Source organism: Mucilaginibacter terrenus, assembly GCF_003432065.1.
GTDB classification, from domain to species: domain Bacteria; phylum Bacteroidota; class Bacteroidia; order Sphingobacteriales; family Sphingobacteriaceae; genus Mucilaginibacter; species Mucilaginibacter terrenus.
Genome location: NZ_QWDE01000002.1, coordinates 871,414 through 893,397, shown reverse-complemented (window position 1 = coordinate 893,397; position 21,984 = coordinate 871,414). Strand labels below are relative to the sequence as shown.

Genomic DNA, 21,984 nt, shown 5'->3' with positions numbered 1-21,984 from the left:
CATTTAAAACCTGATGAACTTGTCTATCTGCTCATCAGTAAACTTTACCGTATCCGCTGCGAAAAGGTTCCCCTCTTCATCCAGTTCCTTGTTTATGGCTGCTATATGAATTTTAAGCGGCATTACATGCAGGTGCACATAGTTACAGATGCCGGTAAAGTGGTCTACCCCGCGGATATTGCCATACTTGCCGGATGACACTCCTACCAATGCTGCCTTCTTCTCATAAAAGCTTGTAGGAAAATCACACGCGTCAATAAAAACCTTTAATACGCCGGGGAAACTGCCATTGTATTCAGGTATCATAAACAAGAACTTTTCCGTTGCTGTTACCATCCGCTGTATAGGTTCAAACTCTTTGCTACGCTTACCATAAAGGTCAGTGGCAACAATGCTATCGGGAAGATCGGTTAGCGGGAAGACCCTGGCTTCTACACCTTTTTCGGCAAACTTTCGTTGGTAATATTTAGCCAGCTTTAGGGTTGAACTATTTGGACGATTGGTACCTGATATAATGGTGATCATGTTGTGAGTAGTGAATAGTGAGTTGGTAGTTCGATAAAAAGAAGTAAAGATTGTAAACCACTTACCTGCTTCTGTTCGTCATACTACTCACAATATTGTTTGTAAGTTGGCATTTCCTGTGGATTATCCGCATGGTTAAATACGTATCTTTATCGCCGGAGAAAAACCGTACAAACTTAAAAATTTATACATGGCTTTTTCGTTCCTGAATAAACCGGATAATTTATTTTGAATATACAGAATGAGTAAAATTATTGCTTTAGCCAATCAAAAAGGTGGCGTCGGGAAAACAACATCGTCTATAAACCTGGCTGCAAGTTTGGCCGTGCTTGAATATAAAACCTTGTTAGTTGATGCCGACCCTCAGGCCAATTCTACATCAGGTATAGGTTTCGATCCCCGCAATATTAAGAACAGTATATACGAGTGCATCATTAATGACATTGATGTACGTGAGGCTATACAAAAGACAGATACCCCCAACCTCGACCTTCTGCCTGCTCATATTGACCTGGTAGGTGCCGAGATTGAAATGATAAACCTTGCCAGCCGCGAGTTTAAAATGAAAGCCGTGCTGGATAGTGTTCGCGATCAGTACGACTTTATTATAATTGACTGCTCTCCGTCATTGGGCTTGATTACCATTAACGCTCTTACTGCTGCGGATTCTGTTATTATACCGGTACAGTGCGAGTACTTCGCGCTTGAAGGTTTAGGCAAATTGCTTAACACCATCAAAATTGTGCAAACGCGTCTTAACACTACTTTAGCTATAGAAGGCATTTTGCTTACCATGTATGATGTTCGCCTACGCCTATCTAACCAGGTAGTTGATGAGGTTAAAACACACTTTGAGGATATGGTTTTTGATACCATTATCCAACGCAATACACGTTTAAGCGAAGCGCCAAGTTTTGGTATATCTGTAATTATGCACGATGCTAATTGTAAAGGCGCTGTTAATTACCTTAACCTTGCCCGCGAGATTATTAAGAAAAACGGCCTTGTTAAAGACGAAGAACTGGCAACTACTGTAACCGCCTAAGCTATACTATGAGTGCAGAAAAAAGAAACGCCCTGGGTAAGGGCTTAAGCGCGTTATTGAACGACTCGGCAAGTGTTATGCCGAACAAGAATAATAATACTGGGGGACAGTTATCCGAATCTTCAGCTTTGGGCTCTATAGGCGAAGTTAAGCTGAGCGAGATAGAGGTAAACCCCTTCCAGCCGCGTACAGAGTTCGACGAGCAGGCCCTTTCGGACCTTGCTGCTTCTATAAAGCTACAGGGGTTGATACAACCTATTACCGTACGGCGCATCAACGCGCACAAATACCAGCTCATCTCCGGCGAGCGCAGGCTGCGCGCCAGCAAACTGGCAGGGCTTGTGCAAATACCGGCATACATCCGTACCGCCAATGACCAGCAAATGCTGGAAATGGCGTTGATAGAGAACATACAGCGCGAAGACCTAAACGCCATTGAAGTTGCCCTTAGCTTTCAGCGGATGATAGACGAGCTGAAGCTAAAGCAGGAAGAACTTGGCGGCCGCGTAAGCAAAAACCGTTCTACCGTTACCAACTATTTAAGGTTACTAAAATTGCCGCCGACCATACAGATCTCCCTGCGCGATGGCGAGATCAGCATGGGGCATGCCAAAGCTTTGTTATCTGTAGATAACCCGGCAACACAGCTGTACATACATCAAAAAATAGTTAAAGAAGGGCTGTCTGTACGCAAAGTAGAAGAGCTGGTACGCGAAATACAGTACGCCCCGGAAAAGAAAGAAGGTAAACAACCCGAGCAGCTACCCTACCGCATACAAAAGGTTCAGGATGACCTGGCTTCAAAATTCAGCACTAAGGTTAAGGTAAAAGTTAACGCACAGGGCAATGGATCAATAGAAATACCGTTCCTGTCTGAAGACGACCTTGGCCGTATACTTGAAATGCTGGATTGGTAATTATGCTTAAACAACTGTTTGCTGTTTTATTTTTTTGCGGGATGGTATCGCTGGCAATGGCACAGAACCCCGATACGCTTGCAAAACGTAAGGATACAACATCAGTTGTTAAGCGCGATACTGCCGTACGCAGCTCCTTTGCTCCTAAAATAAAAAAGGAAAAGGTTTACCACCCCGATAGCACCCACATACCCAGTCTGGCCGTTAAACGCTCGTTGTTTATACCGGGCTGGGGACAGGTTTACAACCGTAAATACTGGAAAGTACCACTTATTTATACCGGCTTGGGCTTGTTTGGCGCTGCTATTGTTTACAACCAAAAGTACCACAAGCAGTTTTTGGCGCTTGCTAAAATTGCCAAAACCGCTGAGGTGCCTGCGCCCGGCACCACGCTTTACCCACTGTATGTAAAATATAAAGCCGAATACGAGCTATACTCCAAGGTTGGTTACCAGGCACTGGCCGATGCATCTGACGGGTACCTGCGCAACCGCGACCTCAGCATACTGGGCGCCCTGGCTTTTTGGGGCATACAGACTATTGACGCCTATATTGATGCGAAGTTCATCAGTTCCTATACGGTTGACAACGACCTCTCCATGCGCGTTGCACCGGGCCTTATAAACGGGCCTACTTACGCCTCAAATTTTGGCAGTTATATTCCGGGGATAAAAATTACCTTTACGCTAAAATAATAAGGTAATAAGCGCCAAAAAATGAAGATCGCATTATTAGGCTACGGCAAAATGGGCAAAATTATTGAACAGATTGCCCTTAGCCGCCAACACGAGATCGTACTGAAAATTAGCAGCAACAACCTGCACGAGCTTACAAAAGAAAACCTGCAACTTGCGGATGCTGTGATCGAATTCAGTACCCCGGGTACTGTTCTGGACAATATAACTGCCTGCCTTGATGCCGATGTACCTGTTGTAGTCGGCACTACCGGCTGGCATAACATGCTTGGTACCATTAAAGAAAAATGCCTTTCAGGAAACCACTCGCTTTTATACGGCACCAACTTCAGCGTAGGCGTAAATATCTTTTTTCACGTAAACAAGGTACTGGCCAGGTTGATGAATAAGTACCCGTACTATGAGGTGCAGGTAGAAGAGATACACCATACGCAAAAGCTTGATTCGCCAAGCGGAACCGCGATAACAATAGCAGAAGGCATTACCGAAAACCTGGAGCGTAAAGCAGGCTGGATAAATATTCTTACAGGCGGCGAAACTGCTGATGACAGCAACATCCCGGCAGACCAGCTATTAATTGAAAGCCACCGGATAGAAAGTGTGCCCGGCACGCATACTGTTATATACGACTCGGAAGTTGATAGTATAGAGTTTAAACACACCGCACATAACCGCAATGGTTTTGCCCTTGGTGCTGTACTGGCTGCAGAATGGCTGCACGATAAAAAAGGCTTCTACCCGGTAGAAGATATGTTCAATTTCAACTAACAAGTATTTAAATTACTGCTGATATTATTTTATAATGAACTGGAAATTCTGGAGCAAAAAGGATAAAGAAAACAAAAAGAAGAAAAGCGCCGCCCGCGAGTGGACGGATGCTATAATTTTTGCCGTTGTTGCCGCTACGCTTATACGTACCCTGTTTATAGAAGCCTATACCATACCTACCCCATCTATGGAGCGGTCGTTACTGGTGGGCGATTTTCTGTTTGTAAGCAAGGTTAATTATGGGGCACGCACACCAATGACACCTATATCCTTCCCGTTTGCGCACCACACAATGCCCATTATTGGTACCAAGGCTTATTGGGATGGCGTGAAACTACCTTATTACCGCCTGCCTGGTTTCAGCGAAATTAAAAAGGGCGATGTGGTTGTATTTAATTATCCCATGGAGGCCGACTCGCCCTACTACCGTCCCGTTGATAAACGCGAGAACTATATCAAACGCTGCCAGGGCGCGCCCGGTGATACACTTGCGCTTTTGAACGCGCAGGTATATGTTAACGGCAAACCTGCTCCAAACCCGCCGGGCGAACAAACCGATTATAGTATTACTACAAACGGTACCGACCTTAACCCTGAGGTATACGACGAGTTGCAGGTATCCAACTACGAGAACATCCCTTACCCAACAATGACCAAGGCTTCTGCCGCTAAGTTAAAGTCGTTCTCAAACGTAAAATCTATAACTCCAAACATTAAGCCGCGTGGCTACGCCGATCCGCTTAATCCGGTATTCCCCGCTGCATACCCAAAATACAAGCTTAATCCTGCTAATAAGGACTTTAAATGGAACGTGGATAACTACGGGCCTATAATCATCCCTAAAAAAGGCTGGACAGTTAAGCTGGATAGCCTTACGCTGCCGATTTACGGACGTGCTATTGAGGTATACGAGGGTAATAAGCTGGAGATAAAAAACAATGAGGTATTTATAAACGGTGCCAAAGCCGACAGCTATACTTTTAAAATGAACTACTACTGGATGATGGGTGATAACCGCCACGATTCTGCCGACTCACGCTACTGGGGCTTTGTTCCGGAAGATCATGTGGTGGGCAAGGCGCTGTTCATATGGATGAGCTGGGACGATAACGGATCATTCTTTAGCAAAATACGCTGGAGCCGCATATTCAGGGGCGTAAATTAACAAGCAGCCTGTTAAAGTAAAAAGGCCCGCTACGTTAAATCGAGGCGGGCCTTTTACTTTCTTATATTTTGATTAGTAAGCTACGAATTCCTTTTGATCTACACGTATAAGGCCATTGCCGTGCTTATTGCTCACATACATAGCTACGTGGTAAAAATCATTATCAAAAATGTAGATGTTGTTATCCGCATCTGCCCCCTCGAAACGCATTTCCATACGGTTTCTTTTTGCCTGCGCTATCAGGTTGTAAATGTGCTGCGGGTCCCGCGTAGTATAGGTTACTGTTCGTAAAACGCCTCCGCTTGACAATACGGTATTCACACCTATAGTAACAGTTTGCTCCTTTTGCTTTGGGTTTACTGAGCGGAAACGCTCCAGCTTCTTGCCATCTTTTTCTTCCAGGTACAAGTGCTTAAAAACCTTCCCTAATGTCAGGTAGTTATGCGCTTCCCCATTAGAAAGATTGGCCAGATTAGTAAGATCGTAAAAACTTATAGCCTGCGCACGGGCAATTGCACCCGAGCTTATCAGCAATAGTATTAATAGGTACTTTTTCATTTATCACACAAATATAAATGATTTTTAATCGACTGTAATACAAGCGTTATAGCTGTGAAGAATACTCATTTACCCTTTCTTAAGTACTACCTGTTCGTTAAGCATTTCATACATGGTCTTGAAAAACTGGCGCAAAGCGGGATATTCATCGCGGGTATATTTCGTTTTTCTAAAGATAATTACATAGTGTATTACTACTGCACCATTGTTTTCGCCGGTTGTACGTTTAAAAGTTACGCTTTGGTCAGGCATTGATAAGATAGTTGATTTTGGTAAAGCATCTATTTTAAAGCCCACAGGAAGCTTGTAATTGCCGTTTATAGAATAAGTAGATGGAAATATAAAATCTACATCTGCCAGCCTGGATTCACTTAGAAATGGATTTGCACCAATCCCGGTAAAAAGGTTAGGGCTAAAGTATATATAGTTGTCATCACTGCCCGTAAGTTCCAGCTTAAAGTTAAAGTCCTCTCTTAGCGGCAAGGTGTCTGCCTCCAGGTTGCTAAATTTAAAGTCGCTTAGCTGCAGGTTATTGTTGTCATCTTTAATGGCTTCTAAATATTTCTTTTCGCCAATTTTATCATAAACTTCCAGCTTGCTTATCCGCTTGTAATTAGAACTGGCTACCTGTACACTGCCATCCATTTTACCTGTTGGATTTAATGATGCATCTACCAATACTATCTCTGTTGATGGTAAAGCGGTTTTTAGTTTTACTATTTGAAAGTCCTTCTTGTCCGGATCTATTGTAAGCATGTTAATACCAAGCAAATCATAAGGAGTGCTGTTATAGGTATTATACTTGCCGCTCGCGTCTAACACATAATACTGCAACGAATCTATCGGTACCCTTACCACCGTTTTATTCAGCCTGTCAAAACTCGGGTTATTAAATTCAATCTCACCATGGTCGCGGGTGCCTAGCATCAGCAGTGTTGGCTTAACTCCGCTTTGCATAAGCAACCGGTACAGCATCAAATTTATTTCAGTAGAATTCCCGGTATGTAAAGCCCATGCTGCAGGAATTCCTTTTTCTGAATAAGCAAGATCGGTTTCATTCCACCTTACAGTGTTTTTAACCGTGTTAAAGATGTAGGCAATTTTATCTTCATCTGTTTTTAAAACTTTGGCTTCGTTTATGATATCTTTTTCGCCTTTTAAGGGTAAGTTCCACTGTCCACCAAAATCCGTGGTTAATAATAACCTTAAACCAATCATGTTCCAATCCATCTCAGATTGAGCCGGTTTAAAATATACACCTTGCAAGTTATCTTCAACAGAACCCATATAGGCTTCTAACTTAAACCCGGGTATATTAGACATTGCGTAAACGTGTCTCTTCAGGCGCTGCTCTTTTACCAGGTAAGCAGTGTCTGTTACAAAAGGCTGTGTGCTTTTTTTAATAACATTAAAACTATAGCCATACTTAACTTCGGCCTGGTACTCGCTGTAACGCGTGGGAATCAGTTCCTGAAAAAGCCAGGAGGGAAAGTTGTATGACAACGATGTATGCCACGTATACTTAATGTCTATTACAGAGCCGGCCTTTACAGCAGGCGCAGTAAACACCACCTGTTTTTGTGTTTTATCCACTTTTTGCACGTAGATAAGTTTGGGATCAAGCGGCGTTATCGCAATTTTACCGTCTACAAGGTTTAGGGATATTACTTGTATGTTCTTTATATCCTCATTATGGCCGCCGCTGTAGTACTGCAACTTAACGTTAGCCGTTACAGTGCCTTGTTCGTTAAACACCTTTACGCGGCGGTGTACCTCCATATCAATGCCATCATATTTGGTATAACTTGCTTTGGCGGTGTTAAACAATACCATAGCGCTGGCATTCTTTTCAAAACTGCATGAGGTTAGTTTCAGGTCGGCGGTATCAATTTGGCCAAAAGCGGCTTTTTGGGCATAAAGTGTTATGCCGGAACTGTACAGCAGGAACAACAGTAAGTAAAAACGTTTCAAATGATGTGGTTTGGCCAACTAAGCTATGAAAAAAGAGCGGCCCGTTAAAATCCGGGATGATAGGTTTTCACCGCGTGCTTAAGCACATCTTGCTTATAGAACAGTACATCTTTAAACTTCCCGTCAAGATATCCCTTTGCCTGGTCGGTAAAGTTTGGCGAGGCTGCATCAAACGAATGGCCGCCCGTGATAATGCTCTTTGCTTTTACAGTTGGACCAAACTCCACGGCCGCAATAAAGCTATTGCCGGAAAAGCCATAGCGCTTTTGGGTGCCGGGCATGATTTTACTTTGAAACGAAGGCAATTGCCCGAAGTTTGATGCAGTTAGCCAAACCGGCAAGCTGGCTTGTTTATCATCAAACGTGATACCGTCTGCCGGGCGCTGATACCGGTTGATATCGCCCCACTGCATCTTCCAGTTTCCGTACCTGTTTTGCAAATCAGACATTACTTTGCTTAGTAAGGTCAGCTGTAATTCGGGCGAGATGGTTTTTAGCATCTCCCTAACCCGCTTTACCTGGAAGCTGCTCTCGCCGGGTGCGGGTGGTGACATGTTACGCATTAATAAAGTACCCCACTCCACAGCCAGAGTAGTTGCTACCGAATTGGCAGCACTACGTTTGTCCCAGTTATTTAGCAAAGCAACTGGCTCCGCCAGCTTTGTTTTTAAGCTATCAGGAGCTTTGTCATACGCGCTGAACAGGGCAGGCAGCATATCGTCAAAGGCACTCAGGTAATGGTCGTAGCCTTTTGCAATTAAGCCATCAATTGTTAGCTTTTCGGTTCCGCTGAACAGCCTTTCCGCGTTAATGCCGCGGTAGTTCTCATCATCGGGTGCCATGTATCTCGGGAACTTTGATCTGTCGGGACTGGCGCTACCGGCCGAACTGAATATTGACGAATTGCAATTTTGTATAAACCCTGTAGAAGGATTAATTACCTGCACCAACTCATTTAACGGGTGCAAGCCTTTCCATTCGGTAGCTGATGTGGTTCCATCTACCGGAACATTCCAATCGATACCCTTATCCCTGCGTGGCATAAAGTCTCCGTACCAAAAGGCAGTATTCCCCTGGTCATCAGCATAAACGGTGTTGTTACTGGTATTTGCCAGCAGCGACATGGCCTGTTTGTACTGGCCGAACGTATTGGCTTTAGTGATGAGCCACGACTCGAGCAGTGCTTTGTACGACCGGTTATTATGCCGCAGCGCCAGCCACTTACCATTTCGCGCGGCAAGCACAGGCCCGTGGTGCGTGTAATAGGCTGTTATTGTTTTATGCTGAAGCTGATTGCCATTTTTGAAACTTAGCTCGAGCTTTCTTTCTGTTACGGGCATTAGTTTTCCGTCATACTCGTAAAACCACTTGCCATCCTGCTTTTGCACTTTCTCCATGTAAACATCCCCAACATCTGCATAGCTGCTGGTGTGCATCCAACCGCAATGCTGGTTAAAACCCTGGTAAACAAAGAACTGTCCCCAGGTGACCGCGCCATAGGCATGCAAGCCTTCCTCACTCTCCAAACCTACTTCGCTGCGGAAATAAAACGGCACATGCGGGTTAATGTACAGCATGGCATGCCCGGTTGCCGAACGCTTAGGAGATATAGCAAAACCATTAGAACCTATTTCGCGATCGCGGTTTGCATGTGTTAAGCTGTACGGATTACTTAAAACTCCGGTGTTGTTGCCGCCATCATTATAAAATGCTTGTGTTTCTTTTGGAGATATATCCCCGGTTTCTGTAGCAGCCACGCTCCCGTCGGTAAACATCAGGGCAAACCATGGTTTAAACTTCTTAAATACAAGCGGTTTTACTTCCGGATGTTTATACAGGTAATAATTCACGCCATCGGCAAAGGCATCCAGCAATTTTTTAAATGCAGGGTTACTGGCATTATAGTCCTTTATTGCATCTGCACTATCCGCTATCATTTGCAGTTGCAGATCGGTGTACAGCACCCCTTCGCCATCTGCTTCGCTTTGCCGCCCAAGCTGATACAAGTAATTACGTTCGATGCCTTTAAAGTTTTCCTCACATTGCGTGTACATCAGCCCAAACACCACGCCCGCATCGCTTCTAGCATAAATATGGGGTGTTCCGTAATTATCGCGTATAATATTTACCGCCTCCGCCTGCTTTTTATAGCGAATGATCTCCTGCGAAGTAAATTTTTGGGCTATGACTGTAAAAGGCAGAGAAATTATTATGAGAACTAACCACTTTTTGGTAAACGGCATATGCTTACAGATGTATGTAGACGTAAATTAATAATAAATGCTAAAAATGTTAAATCTTACCTGCTTTTATCCAAGGCGTATAAGAAAATTAATTATTAATGTATATTTGACAGTTCAATAATTGTACTTAAAAACAATCAAGTTGAGCTGCTTTTGTAAATACCTGCCTTTAAGTACGTGAAACGCAGCTATTTTTTCCACGAGCGAGATGCCGCTGTATAGAAAAGTATACTTCAGTAAAAGGGTTTAAGAAGTAGAGATTACCTCAAGTGCCGCAATTAAGTATGTTAATGCACTGACAACTATTTAATTGCGTAACAAATTTGATTGTTTAAAAGTTAAATCAGATAGTTTCTGTAACGAAAATTATAAAAGTTTCGTCATTTTAAATAAAAACAGTTGTAACATTTAACCAGGCATGTTGTCCAATGTGTATATTTGACACATCCTTAAGACCTTTAAAAAGTTTTGGGTACAATGTTTGTACTTAGCAGGTATCAAAAATAAGATGTTATCATCCCGCGATGGGCTGTATATAAGAGCTTGGGTAAATTAACATGTTATCTGAGATTTAGTTGATCAACATTATTTGAGAGATGATGTTGCAGAGCGTTCCGGGGTGAGATACGGAACGCTTTTTTGTTGCTCTGCTTTCCGGTTACTGTTCGGAAAGCAACATAAATCAGCCTTCTTTAAATTGATGTGGTTTTTGCAGGTTTTGGAACACCTCTCAGCAACCATTCTCGAAAAAAATTAAAAAGGAATGCTTTATTTAACTACTTTTTACGATAGAGTGCCATAACAAGCGTTACCATCTGGTTGTAAGTATCCAGCCCCTGTGGCTGATTATTTACCTTCAGAAACCTGTCGTAAAATAGCCCGGTAATTACCTCCGCTTTATTTTGATAAGCCAGCCAATATTCCCGCTCTGCTTTAAAATCGGCCTTAACAGCTGCGGAAACCCGTGTTTTAAGTTGTTTATGTACAGTGCTGTCTGCCCCACGAAGGGTAATCATGAACTCGCCTACTGCCAAGTGATAAGCAGAATACCGCAAAAGCTTGTCTTTTGATGCTATAGCAGCCATAAAGCCGGCGAAATTAGCCTCATCTTCGGCACCAAAGCCCATTTGGTGCGACATTTCATGACATGCTACAAACGGCCGGGCGAATAACGGCTGCTCATAATTAACCTGCGCCTCAGTAGTAAATGGGTTATAATACCCTGATGTGCTAATATAGTTTAATAATGGGGTTAGTAATGACGGCTTGACACCCGGCCGGTACGTTCGATAGTTTACAGAAGATCCGCTCAAGCGCAGTACAGCTTCTTTAGCACGGTTATAGATGGTATCGTTAGTTTGACTAAGGTCAGCCTCCGAAAGCCTTGACCTGGTAGTGTTGGCACTATCTATTAATGTAGTAGTTACCTGCTGCAGCTCAGCAACAGTAAATCGCTCAGCCTTTAGGTTAAGCCGTTCAGCAGCGGAAGGGCGGAAATAATTTAAGCCCCAAAGCAAATAAAAGAGCAGTATACCCACCTGCACACCTATAATCAACCCTAGCACTAAACTCCCTGCACGGGCAAAATGCTTTTTGAACAAGTGCTTTATCAACAAAACTACAAGGTAGATGAGATACCCGATAACACCAATATACATCACATCCCCGATGCTGAAAGGAAAAATATTCAACACCGGATGTAGTATATAGCATATTACCGAGTAAAGCCCCTGCGAGTAGTACTTCTCCACCGCATAGGGATGCCCTGCAAAAATCATCAGCACGATTATAGCCAGGGTAAGCACCAATATGGCAATTCCTCGCTTTAATAATGGCTTGTCGGATAAGTACCTATTCATTCAGGTGGTAAATATAATGCATGCAACTAACGAGTGCCTGCAAAAACAAAAGCCCCGGAAGTTTTCCGGGGCTTTGCTATTTATTGCTTAAGTTATTTTTTTATTGAAACAGGTACTGATAACTTGTCCCAGCTTAGCGAGAAACCTTTAGCTGTAATTTTGTAAACCAAACGCTCGTTCATTGCTGAAGCAACAGGTTTTACAACTACGCGCAATGCATCGCTACTTTCATCATATTTAAACGCACCCCACTGTTTAGCTACTTTATTAAAAATAATCGTCCAGGTAGTGGCAGTTGGTATAGCAAATAAGCCGTAAGTACCGGCAGGCAGCTTTTTACCTTCAACCATGATGTCTTTGCTGGTAGTAAATACAGTTGCCTCGTTAGCACCTGCGCGCCATACTTTTCCATAAGGCTCTAACTCGCCAAATACTTTCCGGCCTTTTACCGACGGGCTGCCGTAATTGATGGTGATTTTTGATCCGGCCACTGTTGCACTTACGCTATCGCGCGGACTTGCAATTGGTTTTTGCTGTGCAAAAGTTACGGTAGATACTAAAAGTGCGAAAACAAAAAATGCTAACGCTTTAAACTGGAATCCTTTTCTCATACTTAGTTAATTTTTATTAATAAACGTTTTTAAGGTTTTTTATTGCTCACAAATATAGCTGACCACGCCGATTGTTGTCTGATATAAGTTTAAAGCATCTACAACTAAAAATTATTTCTAGTCAAAAACTTTAACAAACTGCAGATGTTATACATACGAACGCACATTGCAGTTAGGAATAGCCGAAAGGTTAAACAATTGTTGTGAGTTTTTGCCCCTGCCTATGGCAGGGGTTTTTTTATTTACTGCACTTTATATTTAGTGACAGATCTGCCAATATTACCGGCACTATCCATCCCCTCAACAATAATTACGTAATTGCCCGCACCGGTAGTGTTAAAGTTGAGCGTAGCCTTGCCGTCTTTATCTGTAACAACGTTTGGTTTCCAGTATGCAGCAGATAAATCATTTCTACTTGCTTCATAACGCGGAGTATAAAACTCGCGGGCGGCGTAAAAACCCTGTGGGTTGATGGCCAGTATACCCGGAGACATTACAGTAGTCTGTGTGTCGTTATCATTGTCGCTTCCCTGGCGGCTGGTTATCACAATAACGCCTTTAGCACCATCTACGCCGTACATACTGGCATTTGCGCCCTTTAAAATTTCAACCGACTGAACATCATTTGGATTAATGTTGTCCAAATTTGTTGGTGTAATAGCCCCATCTATTACTACAAGCATTGGAGAAACGCCGGATCCGGCTTGTGTAAGCACAGTACCATTGGTAAGGTAGCCTGCTCCGTTCGAGAATTTTACGCCACGCACCCTGCCAGATAAGGCTAGTGTAAGATTTGTGGCATCTTTTATATCATTTCTAAATATCACCTGATCAGCATTACCGCTGCCGCTAAGGCTTGCGGTACGGTATTTTGTTTTATCATTAACATTTACCTGTTTTAGCTCCGTTACCTTACTGCCACCAGCGTTAACCATTTCAGCTCCTGTGTTACCTGATAAGGCAGGCATGTCTCTGATAGCTTCTATAGGTTGCTGGTAAGCATTTATTGGCCGCGTCGTAATGGTTTTATTCAGCGTAACTACGGCCTTGTTTTTTATTGAAGCGTTCTCCAGCTTTAACAGGAACCTTGTTTTATCTGTATAACCCAAGTTCTCAAAGGCAAATTTGCCGTTAGCATCTGTTGCTTGTGTTAGGGATTGGCCGCTGTTGGATAGTAACAGCGTCACTTTCTCATTAGAAAACGGCTTACCGTCCTTAGCCTTTACATAGCCACTTATTACTAATCCATTTTCAGGCACACCGGCCGTTACCGATTCACTTTCGGTTAAAAAGTCTTTCCAGGCGAAGCGGCGGTACCCTTGTGTAAGCATCAGTATGTCCAAATTGGCACGCGTGTCGCCGTTTACATTATTAAAGTAATAGCCCGGTTGCTCGACATACCCGCTTACATCAGTTGACAGCAGAAGGTCCGATAGTATATTACGGCCCATTTCTGCATCTGAACCTGCTTTGCTGCCATCTATTGCTGCTACCGAAAAACTACCGACAGATGGCTTGTCGCCGATCATTGCATTCAAGCTCATCTTTACATCGCTATTTACAGCATAAACGGCCTTATCAGTATTAACCGAAAGGTTAAGTATGTTATTCCCATTTTGAATAAATACCAGCCGCTCGTTAAGTGGCATACCCGTGTCCGAGAACACCGTTACCTGCAAAATACCTGTTTTAAGATCTTTCTTCGGAAGATCAAACCCTATTACCTGGTTGTCCAATACGGTTTTTACCGACTTGATAACACCACCTGAGAACATTACTATATTTATCTCTTTGTTCTTGTTTTCCAGGTAATATGGCTTATTAGCGTTTATTTCTATTGATAGTTTAGTATCTGATTCATTGTTTATCGCCAGCGTAATGCCCTTTTCTACAGCTATAGGCAGGGCAACAGAACTTGTTGTACCATTGGGGTAGGTTATTTTGGCTTTGTATGTTTTACCTGTTTGCGGGGTAATATAAAACTGCCCCATGCCCAGGTGGGCTGATGTAAATTTGGCAACCTCCGTATTCTGCTCGTCTACAACAGTTCCTTTAATGTTTATTCCCAAACCATCCGGACCAATTGCCTTAAGGCCCATTTTTGAGGGCACTGCGTTAACAAAGGTGCCGCCTTCCGGAAAGAACTGTACATCCGCTTGTTTTACGTTGGTATTAGCCGCAGTATTCAACGGGGATATGCTTTTTCCGTTTACCGGAATTATTTTATCAAAAACGTATTTGCTGCCGCTGTTCTGCATCCATTGCGTATAAGCCCTTACCCTGAAGTTGCCCCTTGGCGTATAAGCAGGTAAAGCAAAGTCGCCCCAGGCGAGCCCGTTATTTAGCTGCAGCACCATACTCTGCATCAGCGAATCATTTTTACTGATAAGGTCTACGTGCAGCACACCGCTTATTTTAGATAACTCGTTCTTTTCGCCCATGGTAACATAAGCCTTAAAGTAGATGGTGTCGCCCGCATTGTAATACGGCTTATTAAAGTGCAAATATGCTTTCTCAATTACCCTTGCCGACTGCCACGACTGCAGCTTGCTGTTTATTTCGCCCATGGAAACTGGCTTTGCGGGGCTGTTTTGCGCAAACAATTGCACGTGCAGGCAAAATGCTGCAGATAGCAGGAATAATGATCTTTTCATCAGATGATGTTTAATTGTACTACAAGATCCGAAAACAGGAAATCCGGATTTATAATTGGCAAATAAATGTACTGATTTACAGATGCTTTACACAAACATTTTAGAAAGAATATTTGCAGTTGCTTACCGCTGATGATAAACAGAGCACGTAAAAGGCTACTTTTTAACCTCTTCCCAATAAAGGGTGCCGTTATATATACCGTTTGAACTTGCAACCTGTTCTTTAATACGCTCCAATTCGGCTTTAATTTGCTCCGTAGTGAGATCGGCACTTAAAGAGTGATAGTAGATCACATAGTCTGTTTTACTATTGATCAGCTTATAATGTTTGTCAGCAGTATTCATGGGTTCTGAATTGCTTTGTACCTCTACAATATAAACTGATGCCGTTTTGTTTTAGTACACACGTATTTTACCCGCATGTATTTACAAGCTTACCCCGATATGGACAAATAATTAAGCCGTACTATCTATCGGCCGGTACCGGAGCGCCACCGCCTTCTTCCCTGTCTTTTTCTCCGTCCTTGTTTTTGGAGAACTCCAGTTTACCAAACTTGTAGCTGAACGATATACCGAATGATTGCAGCGGGAAACGCCTGATATTTACCTGGTCGAAACCATCGCCAGTTGTGGTTGATCGTTGATTAATATAGTGGGTGAACGGATTTGCGGCAACCAGGCCAAGGCTGGCCTTTTTGTTCATGAACTGCTTACGCAAAGCGAGGTTGTAGAACATAAAGGATGGGCGTACACCCTGCAAGTTGCGTTGTGATGCGTTGTAATTAAGAAAGCCCTCCACCGCCAGGTCATGCGGGAACTGGTAGCTGGCATTAAGGTTTATACGGTAGGTAAAACCGCTTACCGAACCAATTATAGGATTATTGTTGGTGCGGTTAACAAAAAACATGTTTGTGCGTAAGCTTAATTTTTTTGTAACTGGTACAGATGCAAACAAGTTACCCCCAACAGATGATTGTGTACCAATGTTGGCACGTGTGGTTAACAGCACGTTAGAGTAATCGCGCCCGTTAACATCAAGCGTGTCGTACCTGGTTGTGAACTGCTGTATATCGGCTGTGTTATGGCGGTAAAAACTACCTACAGAGAAGTTGGCGCCACCGTCGAAAGATTTATTGTACGACAATTCAAATTGCTGGCCTTTTTCGGGCTTTAAATTGGGATTACCTGTACTGATGTTGTTAGGGTCGGCAATGTTATAAAACGGGTTAAGATCCCCATAATTAGGGCGTTCTATACGGTAAGAATAGCTCAGCTTTACAGACTGCGTTCCGCCAATCTTATGCGAGAACACAAGAGAAGGTGCTAATATGTTGTAACTAGGTATGGTAACACCCGAGAAGTCTGTAGAGGTTTTGGTATACTCGTTGCGCAAGCCACCTTTTACATCCAGAAAATTTTTGAACAAGGATGCAGATACCGAAAAGTATGAAGCATATATCTGGCGCTTGTAGTTAAACGCGTAGGTTTGATCAGCGTTGTTAACGTAGCTGCCATCTGCCAGTAAGGTGTCGGTATTTACAACATTCTTTAAGTTCTCTATCACAGCTTTAGCGCCACCTTCAAGCGTTAATGTTTTGCCGAAAGGGTGGGTGTAATCTATCGAGATGTTAGTTTCTCTGTCGTTACCCGGGTTGTTACTCCTGCTGCCGCTGTTTTGGTAACCACCTGTTATATAATCCTGCTCGTTAAAGTAGGAGAAAGTGTTTTTACCGTAGCTGGTGGTATATAATACATCAAGTTCCTGCCCTTCATTTTTAAAAGTCTTTTTATAGCTAAGGCTTACATCGGTAGCATTGGTTTTGAAACGGCTATCCGAGTTACGTGTGCTTAACAAATTGGATATTAAATCACCGTCAGCATTAAACTTTTCGCTTTGCTGATCAGTAAACCCGTAATTATGGTTGCCGAAATGATTAAAACCTACTGTACCGGTCAGTTCGTCTTTTGGTGTAATGCTCCAATTTAGACTGATGCCTGACTGATAACCACTTCGTGTTGATGTATTGCTGCCGTCTTGTACAAGGTGGCTGGTTGTACTATCATTAGGGTTGCTGGAATTACGCTCGTTCCTGTTTGTACCGGTAGTTTTAAGCTGCGCGTTGCCGCTAAAAAAAGCGTTCAGGCCAAAGTTGCCTTTACGGGCGTTAAAGTTGAATGATCCGTTTTGGAACCTGGTACCGCCTGATGCATTTACGCTCCCATTAATGCCCTGCACCTTGCTATCCTTTAATATAATGTTGATGATACCACCGGTACCGGCCGCATCGTACTTGGCACCCGGGCTGGTGATCACCTCTATACTTTTGATCTGGCTGGCCGGAATGGCCTGCAAGGCATCTGCAAGGCTTGCCCCGAAAATGCTTGATGGTTTCCCATTGATAAGGAAACGTACGTTGGACTGTCCCTGCAGCTCCACGTTACCGTCCAGGTCCACAGTTACCTGAGGCACTTTCTTTAACACATCTATAGCGGCGCCGTTCTGCGCGGTAAGGTCATTAGCCGCGTTATACACCATCTTATCTATACGGTTTTCTATAATGGGCACTTTTGCGGTAATTGTAACGCCCTGCAGTTGGTTGGATACCGGCTGCAATGATATGGTACCTACCTGGGCGGTATTACCCGCATCAGTAATAACAACGTGATCTATCGTGCTCTTTTTATACCCAAGAAAATCAACGGTAATTGTATAATCGCCGGCTGGTATGTTTTCAATATTAAAGGTTCCTTTAACATCTGTACTCATGCCGTTGAACGGACTTGTTGCCCCTTGTTTAAATACTGATACGGTTGCGTAGTCTACCGGTTGTTTGCTCACCGCATCTATAACTTTACCGCTAATTTTACCCTTAGTACCTGTTTGGGCGTTTAGGCGTAAAGAAAACAAAGAGAAAACAAGTAGAAGGTAAATTGCGGTCCGCATATATTGGCTCATTTTGGTACGAACTGCAAAAGTGCCAAGAATATTCGGCTTGAACGAGTTTTTAAAAGCCTCGTTTCATTATTGTTACATATACACTTAGCTATCACACATTCGTAATAGAATATTTACAAAAACCCTGCGCTAAATGCACTTATTAGAATATCAATACGAATGTACCGCCAATAATAAGCAATGCCCCCATGCCCGTTTTAAGGGTTAATGGTTCTTTAAGAAACATTGCTGCAAGCACAATGGCTAAAGCCACGCTCAGCTTGTCTACCGGTGCAACTTGTGTTACTTTGCCCAGCTGCAGTGCTTTAAAATAGCATATCCAGGACAAGCCGGTAGCACATCCGGATAAAATCAGGAACGTCCAATTAGTTTTAGTGAGGCCCGCAAAGCCACTTGCCGTGCCTTTAAACCAAACAATTCCCCATGCCATCATCAGTATTACTACCGTGCGTATAGCAGTTGCTAAATCTGTGTCGACACCTTTGATGCCTACTTTAGCGAAAATAGCTGTAAGCGCTGCAAACAGCGCAGAAAGAAGCGCGAATATCCACCACATAATTTTTTGTTTAAGACGTGAGTATCAATAATCTATTTTACTGATAAATATTTGATTACTAGAATACTTAAACGAAAAATATTATCTTTAAAGTAGAAGACATTTAACCCTGCATGAATAAACTGATAAAGTTTTTCGCATCAAAATTTATATTTTAGCGCTAATTACGTATCTTCATCGTTTTAACCCTAATATGAAAAGAACAGATTTTGTATATTCAGAGGAGTCCGAACCACACCGGATCCGTACAAAAAAAATACTTAAGCAATTCCCGCAGTTAAGAAAACTGATAGGTAAAAACCCTAATACTATATGGGCTATTATTGGGTTGGTTACTTTCCAGGTTGTTATGGCCTGGTTCCTTCGTGATCAGTCGTGGTGGCTGGTTGTAGGTGCGGCTTACTTATTGGGCGCGTTTGCAGATCATGCATTGTTTGTAATGATACATGAGTGTACGCACCAGCTGCTGTTTAAAAACCGCAACGCAAACAGGTGGGCATCTATGTTTGCCAACCTACCGCAAATATTGCCAAGCGCTATTTCTTTTGAAAAATACCACATTAAGCACCACTCGTTCCAGGGTATTCACGAGTTGGATGCCGATCTTCCGAACCGCTGGGAAGCAAAACTGATCAGCAACTCTTTTGTGGGTAAAGCTATCTGGTTGTTATTCTTCCCGGTTTTCCAGTTGTTCCGTTTATCCCGTCTGCGCGAAATACACCCTATTGACGGTTGGATAATAACCAACTTTGTTATACAGGTGGCCTTTACTACCGCAATATGGTACTTTATGGGCTGGCATTCATTAACGTTTTTATTGCTGAGCTTCTCTTTTTCGGTTGGCCTTCACCCGCTGGGTGCACGCTGGATACAGGAACATTACCTTACCCACAGCGCAGAACAGGAAACTTACAGCTACTATGGCAACCTTAACGTTGTAGCATTTAACGTAGGCTTCCATAACGAACACCATGATTTCCCTTCTATCCCATGGAACAAGCTTCCGGAGATTAAGAAGACAGCGCCTGAGTATTACGAAACACTGCACTACCATACATCATGGACAAAGCTATTCTTCCGTTTTCTTTTTGACAGGGAGATCTCCCTGTTCAACCGGATACTGCGTAAGGACCGTGGTCGTGTAGCCATCACCGACGTAAGCAAGCCTGATGCTGAACTTACCATGCAAACAAAAGAAGCGGTAGCTTAAACCAACCGTTTAAAAATACACGAAGGCTGTCCCAAAAAGGGCGGCCTTTTTGTGTTAGTACATATGCTATTTTACACCTGTACTTTACCCTATTACTTGCAAATTTATTTCAAAATAGCATGGTAAATTGGTGTGGTTTTTAAAGGTACCTGCATATTATTTTTGCTAAAAACAGGCTTACTGGTGCTTTTTTCGCTGTTTTTTTGATAATAGATAGAGCGTTAAAAAAAGTGTTCAAACACAACCTACACAAAAAAGCTGAACACTTTTGAACACCCGGGCCAAAATCGCGCTTGTATAAAGAGCCGATATCAATGTCCATTTAAGAAGAATATTAATAGTACTTTTGTAACAAAGTGCAAACAACACTGCCAATTTTATAATATATGAAAGGTTTGCGTGTTATAAATGCATATAAACGAATGAGCCGTCGAAAGAAGTTAAATATCCTGCTGCCAGTTGTTATCCTGATGTTTATCGGCGCTTACGCCAAACATCATTTTATCGACAGAAAAAGCCTACCCGAAAGCCATCTTCAGGATAAGGTAATGGACGAAACTTCAGGCGTAGCAGCATCTTCCATTAATCCCGACATCTACTACATACATAATGACAGCGGTGACACAAGCCGCTTTTTTGCCATCACACCTGATGGTAAACTGCATACCACTATCTATTACCAAGGTCACAAGCAACATCTTGGCGCACTTGATTGTGAAGATATTAGCGTCGGTCCCGGTCCTGTAAAGGGCAAAAGCTACGTGTATATCGGCGACATAGGAGATAACGGTGCCAGCCGAAAGTTCATCACCATCTACCGTGCGGAAGAAAAGCGCAGCTGGTTGAAGGATACTGTAGCGCATGTTGTGCCATCGCCCATAAACCTGCAATACCCCGATGCACCAAAAGACGCTGAAGCCATGATGGTAGACCCCATAGAGAAGCTATTTTACATCGTTACTAAACGGTACGATTCTGTAAGCGTGTATACGTCTCCGCTCGCCTATAAAAACGATGACACCGTTAAGATGACGTTTCGCACCAGGCTATTCTTTAAAGGTATTAAGCCCTTTAAATGGATAACCGCCGGCGACATCTCTAAAGACGGGCAGAAGATTCTGCTAAAAAGCTACGAAAAGGTCTACTACTGGACACGTCGCCCTAACGAAGCAGTTTGGCAAGCAATGCGCCGGCCGCCGCTAGAACTACCGTATAAACAAGAAAAACAAGGTGAAGCTATTGGCTTTACCCCCGACGGAAAAGGTTACTATACCATTAGCGAGGGGGTTTTCTCACCCATTTACTATTACAACGTACCTAATTAATTTAGGCTTTGGTTGCACCTGCATACTCGCTGGCGTAAGTTCTTGGTGCCTTACCTATTGTGTTTCTGAAAACGTAGTTAAAATTAGTAATACTGCTAAATCCACAATGATACGCAACATCTGCTATGTTGTTATTACCACCGTTTACCAGCAGCTTACAAGCTTCGTTTACCCTAACCTTGTTCACAAAAGCCACGAAAGTTGTACGTGTATGCTTTTTAAAGTACCGGCAAAAGGCATTTGGTGTAAGATGCACTAACGCTGCCACTTCATTAAGCGTTATCTCGCGGCTAAAGTTGTGCATTATATAGTTATATACTGATGCAATGCGCATACCCTCCGGATCTGTAAGCGGGTAATTGTTAACCATTGGCGACAACATCTTTGGTTCTGATATCGAACTAAGGTCTTTTAACATGCTGATAAACATGGATAACTGCGAAGCACCTGATGCATGCTGAATAGCAAGCATTTGATCGGTTAATACATGCGTTCTCTCCGCCGGCACTGTAAACCCGCTTTGCCACCCGTCTGCAAAAACTTTAAGCGCTTTCATTTCCGGCAGATTAAATAATGAGGAAAGCTTTCCGTTAGGATCAAAAAATATGGTAAGCGCATGTATTTGCAGGGACGGCTGCTCGTTAAAATACTCCGGACTACTTTTAAATAGATGGGGCTGGTTTGTCCCTAACACGAATATCTTTCCTCCGGTAAAACTATGCATGCTGCTACCAGCCAACAGTGTGCCTTCCCCTTTTATTACCCAGGTTATCTGCACTTCTGAATGGCGATGCAGGTGCGGGTAAAAATGCGGTAACAATTCTTCCTGCACAATTATGCTGCTATCATCAGGTACAGGAATGGTAAATGGCAATACCTTCATTAGACGGGTAAATTATTGAAGATATTCATGAACTGATATTGCT

Annotated in this window: 18 protein-coding genes; 7 read left to right on the top strand and 11 right to left on the bottom strand. The window is 43.0% G+C overall.

The window, feature by feature from the left end; all coding sequences use genetic code 11:
* Positions 1–3: 3 nt before the first annotated feature.
* On the bottom strand, positions 4–525 hold the full coding sequence (locus tag DYU05_RS14590) for an NADPH-dependent FMN reductase (RefSeq protein WP_117383836.1): 522 nt from the start codon (positions 523–525) through the stop codon (positions 4–6).
* A gap of 241 nt (positions 526–766) precedes the next feature.
* On the opposite strand from DYU05_RS14590, the gene DYU05_RS14585 reads away from it, so the two are divergent.
* From DYU05_RS14585 to lepB, 5 genes are read left to right on the top strand one after another with little or no spacing between them, the layout of a single operon-like run.
* The gene (locus DYU05_RS14585) at positions 767–1,570 is read left to right on the top strand and encodes a ParA family protein (RefSeq protein ID WP_117383835.1); all 804 of its coding nucleotides are present in this window, start codon (positions 767–769) and stop codon (positions 1,568–1,570) included.
* An 8-nt stretch (positions 1,571–1,578) separates the two neighbouring features.
* Positions 1,579–2,487, top strand: a complete 909-nt coding sequence (locus DYU05_RS14580; RefSeq protein ID WP_117383834.1) for a ParB/RepB/Spo0J family partition protein — start codon at positions 1,579–1,581, stop codon at positions 2,485–2,487.
* A gap of 2 nt (positions 2,488–2,489) precedes the next feature.
* A complete protein-coding gene (locus tag DYU05_RS14575; RefSeq protein ID WP_117383833.1) occupies positions 2,490–3,182 on the top strand; it encodes a DUF5683 domain-containing protein in 693 nt (230 codons plus the stop codon).
* A 21-nt stretch (positions 3,183–3,203) separates the two neighbouring features.
* Positions 3,204–3,950 (top strand): 4-hydroxy-tetrahydrodipicolinate reductase, encoded by a 747-nt coding sequence (gene dapB / locus DYU05_RS14570; RefSeq protein ID WP_117383832.1) that lies wholly within the window; start codon positions 3,204–3,206, stop codon positions 3,948–3,950.
* Between the two features lie 34 nt (positions 3,951–3,984).
* Positions 3,985–5,115: a signal peptidase I gene (gene lepB, locus DYU05_RS14565; RefSeq protein ID WP_117383831.1), complete on the top strand. Its 1,131-nt coding sequence runs from the start codon at positions 3,985–3,987 to the stop codon at positions 5,113–5,115.
* 72 nt (positions 5,116–5,187) lie between these two features.
* Here lepB and DYU05_RS14560 read toward each other — a convergent pair whose 3' ends face one another.
* The 9 genes from DYU05_RS14560 to DYU05_RS14520 all read right to left on the bottom strand — a co-directional run bounded on the left by DYU05_RS14560 (position 5,188) and on the right by DYU05_RS14520 (position 18,523).
* Entirely contained in the window at positions 5,188–5,673 is a 486-nt protein-coding gene (locus tag DYU05_RS14560) for a hypothetical protein (RefSeq protein WP_117383830.1), read from the bottom strand.
* Between the two features lie 69 nt (positions 5,674–5,742).
* On the bottom strand, positions 5,743–7,644 hold the full coding sequence (locus DYU05_RS14555; RefSeq protein ID WP_133300240.1) for a DUF3857 domain-containing protein: 1,902 nt from the start codon (positions 7,642–7,644) through the stop codon (positions 5,743–5,745).
* A gap of 44 nt (positions 7,645–7,688) precedes the next feature.
* On the bottom strand, positions 7,689–9,887 hold the full coding sequence (locus tag DYU05_RS14550) for a penicillin acylase family protein (RefSeq protein WP_117383828.1): 2,199 nt from the start codon (positions 9,885–9,887) through the stop codon (positions 7,689–7,691).
* Between the two features lie 776 nt (positions 9,888–10,663).
* Positions 10,664–11,746: a DUF3810 domain-containing protein gene (locus tag DYU05_RS14545; RefSeq protein ID WP_117383827.1), complete on the bottom strand. Its 1,083-nt coding sequence runs from the start codon at positions 11,744–11,746 to the stop codon at positions 10,664–10,666.
* A gap of 92 nt (positions 11,747–11,838) precedes the next feature.
* Positions 11,839–12,357 carry a DUF2911 domain-containing protein gene (locus DYU05_RS14540; RefSeq protein ID WP_117383826.1) on the bottom strand — a complete coding sequence of 173 codons (519 nt, stop codon included), beginning with the start codon at positions 12,355–12,357 and terminating at the stop codon, positions 11,839–11,841.
* Between the two features lie 242 nt (positions 12,358–12,599).
* Complete coding sequence (locus DYU05_RS14535; protein ID WP_117383825.1) at positions 12,600–15,011, bottom strand: TonB-dependent receptor plug domain-containing protein; 2,412 nt, start codon at positions 15,009–15,011, stop codon at positions 12,600–12,602.
* A 156-nt stretch (positions 15,012–15,167) separates the two neighbouring features.
* Entirely contained in the window at positions 15,168–15,356 is a 189-nt protein-coding gene (locus tag DYU05_RS14530) for a hypothetical protein (RefSeq protein ID WP_117383824.1), read from the bottom strand.
* Between the two features lie 121 nt (positions 15,357–15,477).
* On the bottom strand, positions 15,478–17,955 hold the full coding sequence (locus tag DYU05_RS14525) for a TonB-dependent receptor domain-containing protein (RefSeq protein ID WP_165852084.1): 2,478 nt from the start codon (positions 17,953–17,955) through the stop codon (positions 15,478–15,480).
* A gap of 154 nt (positions 17,956–18,109) precedes the next feature.
* The gene (locus DYU05_RS14520; RefSeq protein ID WP_117383822.1) at positions 18,110–18,523 is read right to left on the bottom strand and encodes an EamA family transporter; all 414 of its coding nucleotides are present in this window, start codon (positions 18,521–18,523) and stop codon (positions 18,110–18,112) included.
* A 193-nt stretch (positions 18,524–18,716) separates the two neighbouring features.
* Between DYU05_RS14520 and DYU05_RS14515 the strand changes: the two genes are divergently transcribed.
* Both DYU05_RS14515 and DYU05_RS14510 read left to right on the top strand, forming a co-directional pair.
* The gene (locus tag DYU05_RS14515) at positions 18,717–19,733 is read left to right on the top strand and encodes a fatty acid desaturase (RefSeq protein WP_117383821.1); all 1,017 of its coding nucleotides are present in this window, start codon (positions 18,717–18,719) and stop codon (positions 19,731–19,733) included.
* Positions 19,734–20,119: 386 nt separating this feature from the next.
* Complete coding sequence (locus tag DYU05_RS14510) at positions 20,120–21,058, top strand: hypothetical protein (RefSeq protein WP_117383820.1); 939 nt, start codon at positions 20,120–20,122, stop codon at positions 21,056–21,058.
* 1 nt (position 21,059) lies between these two features.
* Here DYU05_RS14510 and DYU05_RS14505 read toward each other — a convergent pair whose 3' ends face one another.
* Positions 21,060–21,941 (bottom strand): AraC family transcriptional regulator, encoded by an 882-nt coding sequence (locus DYU05_RS14505; protein ID WP_117383819.1) that lies wholly within the window; start codon positions 21,939–21,941, stop codon positions 21,060–21,062.
* Positions 21,942–21,984 lie beyond the last annotated feature (43 nt).

Coding starts and splice junctions, on each gene's coding strand:
- DYU05_RS14510 (WP_117383820.1), top strand. CDS start 20,120: ATGAAAGGTTTGCGTGTTATAAATGCATATAAACGAATGAGCCGTCGA.
- dapB (WP_117383832.1), top strand. CDS start 3,204: ATGAAGATCGCATTATTAGGCTACGGCAAAATGGGCAAAATTATTGAA.
- DYU05_RS14540 (WP_117383826.1), bottom strand. CDS start 12,357: ATGAGAAAAGGATTCCAGTTTAAAGCGTTAGCATTTTTTGTTTTCGCA.
- DYU05_RS14575 (WP_117383833.1), top strand. CDS start 2,490: ATGCTTAAACAACTGTTTGCTGTTTTATTTTTTTGCGGGATGGTATCG.
- DYU05_RS14560 (WP_117383830.1), bottom strand. CDS start 5,673: ATGAAAAAGTACCTATTAATACTATTGCTGATAAGCTCGGGTGCAATT.
- DYU05_RS14580 (WP_117383834.1), top strand. CDS start 1,579: ATGAGTGCAGAAAAAAGAAACGCCCTGGGTAAGGGCTTAAGCGCGTTA.
- DYU05_RS14505 (WP_117383819.1), bottom strand. CDS start 21,941: ATGAAGGTATTGCCATTTACCATTCCTGTACCTGATGATAGCAGCATA.
- DYU05_RS14535 (WP_117383825.1), bottom strand. CDS start 15,011: ATGAAAAGATCATTATTCCTGCTATCTGCAGCATTTTGCCTGCACGTG.
- DYU05_RS14520 (WP_117383822.1), bottom strand. CDS start 18,523: ATGTGGTGGATATTCGCGCTTCTTTCTGCGCTGTTTGCAGCGCTTACA.
- DYU05_RS14585 (WP_117383835.1), top strand. CDS start 767: ATGAGTAAAATTATTGCTTTAGCCAATCAAAAAGGTGGCGTCGGGAAA.
- DYU05_RS14545 (WP_117383827.1), bottom strand. CDS start 11,746: ATGAATAGGTACTTATCCGACAAGCCATTATTAAAGCGAGGAATTGCC.
- lepB (WP_117383831.1), top strand. CDS start 3,985: ATGAACTGGAAATTCTGGAGCAAAAAGGATAAAGAAAACAAAAAGAAG.
- DYU05_RS14530 (WP_117383824.1), bottom strand. CDS start 15,356: ATGAATACTGCTGACAAACATTATAAGCTGATCAATAGTAAAACAGAC.
- DYU05_RS14515 (WP_117383821.1), top strand. CDS start 18,717: ATGAAAAGAACAGATTTTGTATATTCAGAGGAGTCCGAACCACACCGG.
- DYU05_RS14590 (WP_117383836.1), bottom strand. CDS start 525: ATGATCACCATTATATCAGGTACCAATCGTCCAAATAGTTCAACCCTA.
- DYU05_RS14525 (WP_165852084.1), bottom strand. CDS start 17,955: ATGCGGACCGCAATTTACCTTCTACTTGTTTTCTCTTTGTTTTCTTTA.
- DYU05_RS14550 (WP_117383828.1), bottom strand. CDS start 9,887: ATGCCGTTTACCAAAAAGTGGTTAGTTCTCATAATAATTTCTCTGCCT.